Annotated in this window: 11 protein-coding genes and 1 pseudogene; 6 read left to right on the top strand and 6 right to left on the bottom strand. The window is 43.5% G+C overall.

Annotated features, from left to right (window positions below):
- Window positions 1-414 (bottom strand): annotated as a pseudogene (locus VF500_RS15460) (bifunctional aspartate kinase/homoserine dehydrogenase I); the annotation flags it as partial.
- Between the two features lie 606 nt (window positions 415-1,020).
- On the opposite strand from VF500_RS15460, the gene rsgA reads away from it, so the two are divergent.
- Window positions 1,021-1,941, top strand: coding sequence for a ribosome small subunit-dependent GTPase A (gene rsgA, locus VF500_RS15455; protein ID WP_330860528.1), 921 nt, complete (start codon window positions 1,021-1,023; stop codon window positions 1,939-1,941).
- Between the two features lie 252 nt (window positions 1,942-2,193).
- Here rsgA and VF500_RS15450 read toward each other — a convergent pair whose 3' ends face one another.
- Window positions 2,194-3,378: a serine hydrolase domain-containing protein gene (locus VF500_RS15450; RefSeq protein ID WP_330860527.1), complete on the bottom strand. Its 1,185-nt coding sequence runs from the start codon at window positions 3,376-3,378 to the stop codon at window positions 2,194-2,196.
- A 110-nt stretch (window positions 3,379-3,488) separates the two neighbouring features.
- Window positions 3,489-4,727 (bottom strand): cystathionine gamma-synthase family protein, encoded by a 1,239-nt coding sequence (locus VF500_RS15445; RefSeq protein ID WP_330860526.1) that lies wholly within the window; start codon window positions 4,725-4,727, stop codon window positions 3,489-3,491.
- 229 nt (window positions 4,728-4,956) lie between these two features.
- Between VF500_RS15445 and dtd the strand changes: the two genes are divergently transcribed.
- On the top strand, window positions 4,957-5,412 hold the full coding sequence (dtd, locus tag VF500_RS15440; RefSeq protein WP_330860525.1) for a D-aminoacyl-tRNA deacylase: 456 nt from the start codon (window positions 4,957-4,959) through the stop codon (window positions 5,410-5,412).
- Between the two features lie 137 nt (window positions 5,413-5,549).
- Here dtd and VF500_RS15435 read toward each other — a convergent pair whose 3' ends face one another.
- The 3 genes from VF500_RS15435 to VF500_RS15425 all read right to left on the bottom strand — a co-directional run bounded on the left by VF500_RS15435 (window position 5,550) and on the right by VF500_RS15425 (window position 6,970).
- Window positions 5,550-5,924 carry a GxxExxY protein gene (locus VF500_RS15435; RefSeq protein ID WP_330860524.1) on the bottom strand — a complete coding sequence of 125 codons (375 nt, stop codon included), beginning with the start codon at window positions 5,922-5,924 and terminating at the stop codon, window positions 5,550-5,552.
- A gap of 193 nt (window positions 5,925-6,117) precedes the next feature.
- Complete coding sequence (locus VF500_RS15430) at window positions 6,118-6,393, bottom strand: hypothetical protein (protein WP_330860523.1); 276 nt, start codon at window positions 6,391-6,393, stop codon at window positions 6,118-6,120.
- A gap of 1 nt (window position 6,394) precedes the next feature.
- Window positions 6,395-6,970 carry a sigma-70 family RNA polymerase sigma factor gene (locus VF500_RS15425; protein WP_330860522.1) on the bottom strand — a complete coding sequence of 192 codons (576 nt, stop codon included), beginning with the start codon at window positions 6,968-6,970 and terminating at the stop codon, window positions 6,395-6,397.
- Window positions 6,971-7,219: 249 nt separating this feature from the next.
- Here VF500_RS15425 and VF500_RS15420 point away from each other — a divergent pair, with 249 nt between their 5' ends.
- From VF500_RS15420 to VF500_RS15405, 4 genes are read left to right on the top strand one after another with little or no spacing between them, the layout of a single operon-like run.
- Window positions 7,220-8,059 (top strand): DUF1223 domain-containing protein, encoded by an 840-nt coding sequence (locus tag VF500_RS15420; protein WP_330860521.1) that lies wholly within the window; start codon window positions 7,220-7,222, stop codon window positions 8,057-8,059.
- Window positions 8,060-8,091: 32 nt separating this feature from the next.
- Window positions 8,092-8,799: a cytochrome b/b6 domain-containing protein gene (locus VF500_RS15415; RefSeq protein WP_330860520.1), complete on the top strand. Its 708-nt coding sequence runs from the start codon at window positions 8,092-8,094 to the stop codon at window positions 8,797-8,799.
- Window positions 8,771-9,583, top strand: coding sequence for a molybdopterin-dependent oxidoreductase (locus VF500_RS15410; RefSeq protein WP_330860519.1), 813 nt, complete (start codon window positions 8,771-8,773; stop codon window positions 9,581-9,583). The genes VF500_RS15415 and VF500_RS15410 overlap by 29 nt, the downstream gene beginning before the upstream one ends.
- A gap of 56 nt (window positions 9,584-9,639) precedes the next feature.
- Window positions 9,640-10,992 carry an MFS transporter gene (locus VF500_RS15405; protein WP_330860518.1) on the top strand — a complete coding sequence of 451 codons (1,353 nt, stop codon included), beginning with the start codon at window positions 9,640-9,642 and terminating at the stop codon, window positions 10,990-10,992.
- The last annotated feature ends 95 nt before the right edge of the window (window positions 10,993-11,087 follow it).

Genomic DNA, 11,087 nt, shown 5'->3' with positions numbered 1-11,087 from the left:
CTGGGCCGCAATTTTGCTCACCATCAGGGTTGAGCAACGCTCGCCAAAGGCCAGCACCTGGTCGCGTGTTTTCGGGGTAAGTTCGCGAAGGGTAAGTACGCCCTGCAGCAATTCTTCCAGTTGGTTGAAGTGAATTTTTAAGCGGGTGAGGGCAGGGTTCTGATTCTGCACATCCAAAAGGGCTTTCACCGCATCAAAGTGGCGTTTTTCAAGTTCGGCAAGCCCGGCGGTAAATTCAATACCGTTGGCCGCATCTTCGGCCATGGCCGAGAGCAGATTGGTTACGCCGCCCATGGCAGATAATACCACCACCGGCTTTTCATCATTTTTTACTTCATCCTTCAGGATGCTTAACAGGGTTTGGATGCTTCTTACAGATCCAACGGAAGTGCCTCCGAATTTTAAAACTTTCATTTATGGGTTTAGTATCAAGCTATAACAAAAAAGCCTTCCTCTTTGCGGAGGAAGGCTTTCATCTGGTTTTCATTTTTTATGTTTTTACACCATACGATTATCTTCCTCCGAGGTTTATGCCGGTGGTAATAATAGTTGTAATAATGGTGTTGTTAATTGTCATATATAATGTCTGTAAAGTAAGTAGATTATTTTTGAATACGCAAGGATTATTTTACAAATTATGATTTTCGCAATAATTATCAGACTAACTGGTGGGTAAATGATAGATTTGATAATGAGGCTAATAGATAAAAGGTTTTATCAAAATCACATATTGTTGAAGATTGACAAGTGTCACTTACGTAGTCTATAAGCGGTGTAAGACAAGTACGAAGTTTCAAAAACTTCAAATGCTTTGCCGGAGAGATACAATCTAAACGAATAGCACAGATCGTAGAGTAGGAAGTAATATTAGCCGAATCATGGAGTAGAGAATCAATTCGTGCAATTCGGCTAATTCGCTAAAATTTGTGTGGGAATTCTTTATACATCATATCGGTAATTCGCATCAATTCGAAAAAATTAGTGTCAAATTTAAATTTGCTACTTTTGAACCTTGATAATATGCACGGACTAATAACAAAATCAACAGGAAGCTGGTACCAGGTACAAACACCCGATGGGCAAAAGATAGATTGCCGCATCAAGGGCAAGTTTCGTATAAAAGGTATCACCACCACCAACCCTATTGCGGTTGGCGATATCGTTGATTTTGAAATGGAGCCCGACCGCGAAGATGGTGTGATCACCAACCTGCGTCAGCGTAAAAATTATATCATCCGTAAGGCTATTAACCTGAGCAAACAAGCACAGATCATTGCCGCCAATCTTGATCAGGCTATTCTGGTAGTTACACTGGCATCCCCACGTACTTCTCTTGGCTTTATCGACCGTTTTTTGGTTACTGCCGAGGCCTACGATATCCCTGCGCGACTGGTATTCAATAAACTTGACCTGTTCAGCGACGAAGGCCTGGAAGTATTGGCCGATTATAAAGCTATTTATGAAGATATCGGTTATCCCTGCTTCGAGGTTTCCGCTATCGAAGGCACTAATATTAGCCAGGTTCAGGATCTGTTGAAAGATAAAGTAACCCTATTCTCCGGGCACTCAGGTGTAGGCAAATCGAGTCTGATCAACGCGCTGTTGCCCGAACTGGAATTGCGCACCAATATGGTATCCGACTGGAGCGACAAAGGCATGCACACCACCACCTTTGCCGAAATGTTTGAATTACCGCAAGGCGGCTTCATTATCGATACCCCCGGTATTCGCGAACTGGGTGTTATCGACATTGAAAAACAGGAGCTCAGTCATTTCTTCCCTGAAATGCGCGAACGTATGAATCAATGCCGTTTTAATAATTGCCGCCATATCAATGAACCCGGCTGCGCCGTTCTCGAAGCTTTGGAAGAAGGCGAGATAACCCTATCCCGCTATGAAAGCTACCTGAGCATTTATCATGGTAATGATACGAGAGCTTAGGGGGAGAGAAGCAAGACCGTTAGAATCAAGAACCAACAAAAAAGTAGCCTTTATAAGCGTAGAATTTTATTAATTATGTCATTGCGAGGAGCAGCAAGGGTATGTGCTGTGGAGCGACGTGGCAATCCCGTAGCCATGCCAACCGCTATGAATGTTTACTCTGTATAGCTACGAGATTGCCGCGCTACGCTCGCAATGACATGTTTTTAGATTCAGCCTGCGGCCGGTGTTGTCATCGCACCACTTCTTTTCTTACTTCTTTGCCGCTTCTTTCACCAATACATCAACAATTGCCTGTTTATTGGGCAAATACTTATTGCATAAAAACAAGCCACCTTTACCCGTGGCCGCGTTAAAGAATAGATAAGTCCCAACGCCCGGGTCATCGCCGTCATGACCTATAGTACCATTGGTGTACAAATTCCAGAAAATGCCTTTATTGCGGTAGGTTAAATTGATATTTTTAGGCGGATGTTCTTTGCTGAACTGCGGGGTGAACATGGCCTGGTACGATGCTTCGGTCAGCAGTTTTTTATCATGTTTGCTGATCGCCATCAAATACTTGCTCAAATCTCCGGGCGAAGTTTTCAAGCCGCCATCGGGGTAGGTAACCAGGTCATATAATGGAAACCGGTTTTTTAGATCAAGATATAGATAGGCGTGATTTTTTAAATCCATATCAGACACGTGCCAGCCGGAATGGTCCATTTTCAATGGTTTCAGGATATACTTTTTTGTAAATTGGGCATATGACAGGCCCGATTTAATTTCGATGAGATAGGCCACCAGCGCCGAACCTATGTTACAGTATGATGAGGTGCTCCCTGCCGGCCCCTCACCAAAATTAGCTTTGCCGTAATATTTCCCCTGTGGCGATAAATAATTATAAAAGAATTGAACTAAAGAAGTATCCTTTAGCTTATCTCCAAAGCCCATCTGGTTCAGGATGCTTACCGAAATACTATCGTACGCCCTTAGTTTGGGATAAAAATGATAGCTGTAATGATAAATTGGGGGGTTATCAATAATGCCCGAAGTGTGGTTGGTTAACTCCCTGATGGTTATTTTGCCATTCGGATCGTTGGGGTTAGTTACCTTAAAGGGTAATACATCGTTAATGTCTGTTTCTAAAGTAAAGTACTTTAGTTCGATGGCTTTCATTAGCGCCACAGCAATAAACGTTTTACTCACCGAGCCGATATTCTGAACGGTATTGGCCGAATAGGGGGTTTGATTTGCAATATCGGCATAGCCAAAGCCATGCGAATAGGTTGTTTTGCCGGCATTGGTCATGATCACATACATGCCGGGCAGGCTATCCTGTGTAAATGCCTGCTGAAGTTTAATGGTTAATGAATCCGGGTTGGTTTGCGCTTTAATGGCGTTTGATAACAGTGCGAAGGTTACGGTTAAAAGAAGTGTTTTCAAGGTTTTCATATATCTATATTACAACAAAGAGTATATAAACCCCTATTGATCAATGAAAATTATGCCTTTAAGTTCCTTCAAATAAAAGAGGCCTTGTGATATTCACAAGGCCCTGGTATTTATTCGCCTAAGGCGGTCTTGAAATCCTCAAGCAAATCCTCAAGGTCTTCAATGCCTACCGACAGGCGGATCATGCTTTCAGGAATCCCCATTTCAGCGCGACGCTCGGCACCAAGCTCAAAGAAAATGGTTTGCGCAACCGGGATAGCCAATGTACGGGTATCACCAAGGTTGCTTGATTTTACAACCAGTTTCAGCTTGTTTAAAAATGCCAGGCAGTCGATACTTTCGTCAAGCTCGATGCTCATGAGACCGCCATAACGTGAAAACAACTCGCCCGCCAATGCATGCTGCGGGTGCGATTCAATACCAGGATAAAATACTTTTTTAACTTTTGGATGATTATCGAAATATTTAGCAAGTGCCAATGCGTTGCTGCAAGCGCGGTCAAGGCGCAGGGCTAATGTTTCGGCTCCAACGGAAATACTGTGCGCAGCTTCTGGCGACAAAGTACCGCCTGCATCGCGCAAACCTTTCTTGCGGATCTGGGTCATGCCCAGCGCGTCGGGTTTAACGGTTGTTTTAAAGCCGGGGAAAATGTTTGGATAGTTTGACCAATCAAACAAGCCGGTATTCGTAACAGCACCACCAAGGGCGTTGCCGTGACCGCCGATATATTTAGTTAACGAGTTAACAACCAAACTGGCCTTCACGTTAACCGGATTAAACAGGTATGGTGAGGTCATGGTGTTATCAACCACGTACAAAATGCCTTTTTCTTCGCACAGATCACCAATGTTTTTAAGATCGGCAATTTGAGTGGCGGGGTTGGCAATGGTTTCAACAAACACCATGCGGGTGTTTTCTTTTATTGCTGCGCGTACATTATCAACAACGGTGGCATCAACAAAATCAATGCTGATCCCCATATCAATAAACGTTTGGAAAATGCTGCGGCTGTTACCAAACAGGAACGAGCTGGCTACAATATGGTCGGTACCTTTAATAAGCGCCATTACCGTTGCCGAAATAGCGGCCATACCGGTTGAGAAGGCGATGCTTGATACACCATGTTCCATCTGGGTTACCTTTTGCTCCAATGCGGTAATAGTAGGGTTACCCTGGCGCGAGTATGCATACCCGCTCTTTTTGTTCTGGAAAATATCAACCAGATCCTGTACATCTTCGTGCCCGTAGGTTACCGAGGTGTGGATGGGTTTGTGTAATGAACCATGCTCGGGTTTGCCAAGACGGTCGGCATGTAATATGGTGGTAGTGAAGCCTTTTTTGGTACTCATTTTTTATCCTATTAATTAGATATACATAATAGCGGTTGCGAACTTAATTAATTACACACTAATTACACGAATGGAATTAACACTAATTGCACTAATGATAACGATTTGACACGAATGCTTTTATGATGGCTTGAATTTGATCGAATTACACGAATTACTTTATATAAGGTAGATGATTAGTGAAATTCGCCTAAATTGTGGCCAACATAAATTAATTCGTGTAAAAATTATGAGAGCTGTACTACAACGTGTTACCCAGGCAAGCTGTACTGTTGATGGAAATGTTACAGGCGAAATAGCCGCCGGATTTTTGGTGTTATTAGGAATTGAAGATGCCGACACTACCGAAGACCTGCAATGGCTGGCCAATAAGATAGTTGGCATGCGTGTTTTTGGAGATGAGAACGGCCTTATGAACAAAGCCCTTGCCGATATTGACGGGAATATACTGCTGATTTCGCAGTTTACCCTTTTCGCGCAAACTAAAAAGGGCAACCGCCCGTCGTTTTTAAGGGCTGCCAAGCCTGATAAGGCTATCCCGATATACGAGCAAATGATCCAGATGCTTGAAACATTAACGGGCAAAAAAGTAGCTACAGGCATTTTTGGTGCCGATATGAAAATTAGCTTGTTAAATGATGGTCCGGTAACTATTATAATGGATACGAAGGATAGGGAATTTTAACACGAATATTTGCGTGTCGGTTACAATTAGATCGAATTACACGAATCTATGTTTGACACGAATCCTTGCTTGGTGTAGATGATTAGATCGAATTACACGAATTGGCGTGTATGATTTTAGATAGCTGGATTCGTTTTTCAGAAAATGACCCGTTGATATTCAAGTGAAGGTTTTCCGAAATTTATTACAAGGCCCAATTTGAGGCCAGAGGCTTTTAGGTAGTTAAGAGTTTGCTTGATATATGGATCGCCGATGTAATTGCCTATTTTTACTTCGAGAATGATGCCGTCGTAAACTACGAAATCAGCAACAAAGAAATGCTTAAGCTTTTGTTCTTTATATGTAATAGTAAATGGTTTTTCTCGTACAAATGGGATATTTAACTTGGCGAACTCAAATTCCAGAGCATCCTTATAAACCGCTTCTTTAAACCCGTGCCCCAATATGTTATGAACCTCAAAGCATGCCCCGATAATTTTGTAAGATTCTTCCTTAAATAAAATTTCAGTCACAATTAATAGAATTGATGACCAAAATATAGAATGATTTTAATTTCATCAATTATTAATTGAATGAAGCGTCCATCAAAAAAATAATTCGTGAAATTCGATATAATTATCTACGCCAAGCAAGGATTCGTGTCAAACATCGATTCGTGTAATTCGCTTAAATTTTATTCGCTTTGCAAGCCATTCGTGATAAAATCTATTTATTACCCAATCCCTCTTCAATCCTCGCTTGCAAGTCCGCTTTAAAAGCATCATCCAATTTCAACTCATTCTTCAACGAATCCTGAAATAGCTGCTGTACCATATGATTAATAACACGGCTTTGTTTATTGTATAGCACGCACATGCCACAACCCGCCAGGTGAATCCTCAGCTCAATTTCCTCGCGAAAGCTAAGCCGGCCAAGCTGCTTTTTTTCGATCAGGAAAGTGGCCTGCTTGCAGTTATATATGATTTTATTTAAGTAGCTCATTTTAATTCCAGTTTTTTTGAAGGCAGGCCCTCAGGTTAACTTTTGCCCGGTGAATGATAACCCAGAAGTTGGCCGGGGTAACATGCAGTTCGGCACAGATATTTTCGGTAGCGGCATCATCAATATGTTTCATGGTAAAAACGGCGTTCCACAGGGCGGGCAGCTTTTGCAGGCATTTTTGCAGTATACTGTTCAGCTCTTTTTTTAACAAGGGATCCTGATCATCCATTCCTGCAATAGGTTGAGGGGCATACGCTGCTTTCCAGTGGCCATTATCTTCCTCAAAAAACTCATCCTGCTCCTGTGCAGCTTTACTGGCCGAAGCTATAGCCAAACCCGATGACTTTTTGCGGTATACATCAACAATTTTGTTTTTAAGGATGGCGGTAAGCCACGTTCGTTCGGTGCTTTTGCCCTCAAACCTGTCAACCTTTTCAAGGGCCGCCAAAAAAGTCTCCTGCACCAGGTCTTTAGCCGTATCCTGGTCATTAATACGCACAATGGCGTACGCATACAGGTAATCGGCATAGGTGGCAACCCATTTATGAGGGTTTAATACAGTAGTTTCGGTTATCATGAAATGTGATATGCTATTATAATAGCTGTGTTAGTCGGGCAGAGGCCTTAATCCTTACAAAAATAAACGCCAATGTGATTTTATTTTAAATCAGCCCGTCCTGTTTATTGCTAAGTTACATTACATGTATTGATAATGAGCTTATTATGCCGATATTTATATCAGCCAAAAAAAAGTAAAATTTGTTGTAAGGTTCTCCCCATAAACCCGACAAAGTCATTAAAACGTATATCATTCAATCCGGATAAAATGAGAAAGATCAAGGTATTGGCGCTTGTGCCGTTTTTTATAGGTACGATTATGATTTCGGCTGCTTTTATCAGCTGTCAAAGTGCGGCTAAAAACAGTAGAAAGGATGATTTTAAATATAGTGGTAAGGGCTTCGCATTAGTTGAGCTATTTACATCCGAAGGCTGCTCAAGTTGTCCTCCTGCTGATGAACTGGTAGCTAAAGTTCAGAAAGAAGTTGGCGATAAACCTATTTACATTTTAGCCTATCACGTTGATTACTGGGACCGACTTGGCTGGAAAGATGCTTTTAGCAATGCCGATTATTCAAAACGGCAAAATGAATATGCCCGGTGGCTTAACCTGTCGCAGGTTTACACGCCGCAGGTTATAGTTAATGGTAAAACAGAGTTTGTAGGCTCGCAGGAAGGAGCCTTGCGTAAGGCCATCAAAAATGGCTTGGAGGGAAGCAGCAAGGTGCAGTTAATTATTAGCGTTGCCAGCAATGCCAATAACACCGCTTCGGTACAATACAAAGTTGAAGGGAAAGCCGGAAATTCTGGTAGTGTTTTATCATTGGCATTGGTGCAAAAGCAAGCCGTAATAAAAGTTGAACGTGGCGAAAATGGCGGTCGCACACTTACCCATGCCCAAATCGTTCGCAACCTGCAAACCTTGTCATTGAGCAAAAACAATGGTAACGCAACAATTGCCCTGCCCAAGGGGTTTGATACTGAAGGTTGGGAAGTAATCGGTTTTGTACAAAACACAACCAACGGTGCTGTTTTAGGAGCTGCAAGGACTTCATTTAGGGTCCCGGCTGAAACTGGCGGTCAACAGGAAGCCAAAGGCATACAATAGTTAAACACCGATAGTACCAAACAGCAGATCAAATGAAAGTAATCAAAGAAAAACACCCCCTGTTAATGCGCTGGACGCACTGGGTAAATTTTCCTATCCTGACCATCATGATCTGGAGCGGGCTGCTCATCTACTGGGCTAATGATACTTATACATTCACGCTCTTCGGGGTTACTTTTATCCGGTTTTTTCCGCAGGGCTTTTATGATGCCCTGCATATCCCCAAACGGCTGGCCGAGGGCATGGCCTTCCACTTTCTGTTCATGTGGTTTTTTGCGCTCAATGGCTTTTTATATGTAATGTACACCATTATATCAGGCCAGTGGCGGGAGCTGGTACCAAACAGGCATTCGTTTAAGGAAGCCTGGCTCGTGGTGCTGCATGATCTGCATATCCGCAAAATGGCACCTCCTCAAAATAAATATAACGCGGCCCAGCGTATTGCTTATACCGCCATTATAGTAATGGGCTTTGGCTCGCTGATAACCGGGCTGGCTATTTACAAACCGGTACAGTTTAATTACCTGGCATGGATCTGCGGCGGGTACCACCTGGCCCGGATCTGGCATTTTGTGCTCACCATTGGCTATGTGCTGTTTTTCCTGGTTCATGTTGTTCAGGTTGTACTTGCAGGCTGGAATAATTTCAGATCGGTGATCTCTGGGTTTGAGGTAATTGATGAAAAACCGCAGCCTGTTATTCAAATTCAAAATGATGAAACTAACCAAAAAGCTGAGTAAGGTTTTCAGTAAAAATAAAGGCCCCAAAAGGGAGCTTACCGTTGAGCAGAAGATCAGTCGCCGCAATTTTATCTCCTTCGGCAGTTTCCTTGTATTGGGAAGTGCAGCTTATGGCGGATGGCGATGGCTTTATACCTCGCCGGAGGAAGTGGCGGGTATCACGGGAGAGGCACACAAACCCTTACGTGCCGTGCTAAATGCCAATGAAAAGGTGGTACGCCAGTTATACAGCAATAAAAACCTGGTAAAAACCTATCCAAAGGAAATGGCCGCCAAAGTGGTGCGCCATAACAGTGATATCGGTTCGGAGGGATTGGTTGATGTAGACGCCTGGAAGCTGTCGGTCAAAAAAAGCAGTGGGGAAGTACTGAACATTGGTATCGATGAAATAAGGAAACTCCCTAAAACGGAGATCATTTATGATTTTAAGTGTGTAGAGGGCTGGGATCAGATCTCGCATTGGGGGGGCGTAAAATTCAGCGATTTTATTGCCCACTTTAAGCTCGATGCCGAGACGGAATTTGGATACGTGGGCATGGAGACCCCGGATAAAGAATATTACGTAGGTGTTGATATGCCAAGCGCCATGCACCCGCAAACCCTGTTGGCTTATGAAGTAAATGAAAAGCCTTTGCCGCCAAAACACGGCGCGCCGCTGCGGCTTATCATCCCGGTTAAATACGGAATTAAGAATTTAAAGCGGATAGGGAGCATCAACTTCAGCAATAACCGCCCCCGCGATTACTGGGCCGAGCAGGGTTATGACTATTATGCAGGATTGTAAAAATTGAGGTTGAGAACAGCGTTATATGTAAGGTAATATTTGCATATTGCAATTCAATGCCGGCCAATAAACTACCACTTTCCAAACAGCTTGCTTATGCCTGCGGAATGATAGGGTGGAGCATCATGACCAATATTATCATCGTGATGCTGCCTTATTTTTACCTGCCGCCAAACAACGCCGGGCTTACCCCGCTGGTACCTCAACTGTTACTTTTTGGTCTGTTCAACATCATGTCTGTAATTACAGCTTCCGGCCGTTTGGTGGATGCTTTTTTTGACCCCTTTATTGCCTCGCTGAGCGATAAGAGCGAAAACCGGCGCGGGAGGCGCATCCCCTACATGCAATGGGCTGTTTTGCCCGCCGTTTTATTTTGCGGCTTAACTTTTTACCCAATGGTAAAAGGCGAAAGTATCCATAATGCTTACTGGCTTACCTTTACGCTCATTTGTTTTTTTATGGGCGCTACAGCCTATATTATCCCATACAATGCGCTGCTGCCCGAACTTACCCGCACAGGCCGCGAGCGGGTTAAACTTTCGTCATTACAGCAGGTGGGTTTTGTGATCGGTATTATCCTATCGGCAATGGTCAATAACTTTGCCGACTGGGTACAGTGCTTTGCCGGGATAGCCAATCGCGATACCGCCGTGCAGTATACTATTTGGGGGCTTGCTGTATTTGCCGGCCTGGTAATGCTGGTACCCGTATTTGCCCTTGACGAAAAACGTTATTCCAACGGCCATCCATCGCACCTGTCGCTATTGCCAGCTATTCAAAAAACTTTTCAGAACCGGAATTTTAAATATTACCTGATATCCGATTTTTCGTACTATATGGCATTAAGCATCATATCAAGCGGCTTATTGTTTTTTTTAAAATCGTTGTTAAACCTGCCCGAATCTATGGGAGGGGAGCTTATGGCTACTATGGTACTGGTATCGTTATTGTTTTATCCGCTGGTTAATTACCTGTCACAAAAGATCGGCAAAAAACCAATTGTGCTTTTTTCGTTCGGGTTATTGAGTTTGATCTTTGTGGCGATATTTTTCCTGGGCAAACTTCCGCTGGCACCGCAGGCGCAGATCTATACACTGGTTATCAGCGCCTCGTTCCCGCTGGCTTCGCTGGGGATCCTGCCTAATGCCATTCTTGCCGAAATTGCCCAAAACGATGCCAAACGCACCGGCGAAAATCGGGAGGGTATGTTCTTCGCGGTTAAATACCTGTTTGTAAAACTTGGCCAAACACTGGGGATTGAATTGTTTGCTTTTTTAACCGTTTACGGTAAAGATCCGGGTAATGATTATGGCCTGCGTTTGAATGGTATTTGCGGCTGTATACTTTGCTTGCTGGCTATTGTTTTCTTTAGCAGGTTTAGGGAGGAAGAAAAGAGGATGGTTGATTAGGGATTAAACCAACAAAAACATCGCCGCCGCTCGGCTCCAGCCGAGTGGCTTTTATTCCCAGGCCTCTGGCCTGCATTAACTACGGCGGCCAGAGG

The organism is Mucilaginibacter sp. (assembly GCF_036383575.1).
Lineage (GTDB): Bacteria > Bacteroidota > Bacteroidia > Sphingobacteriales > Sphingobacteriaceae > Mucilaginibacter.
The sequence above is the reverse complement of the archived record's forward strand: the minus strand, read 5'-3'. Positions and strand labels throughout refer to the sequence as shown.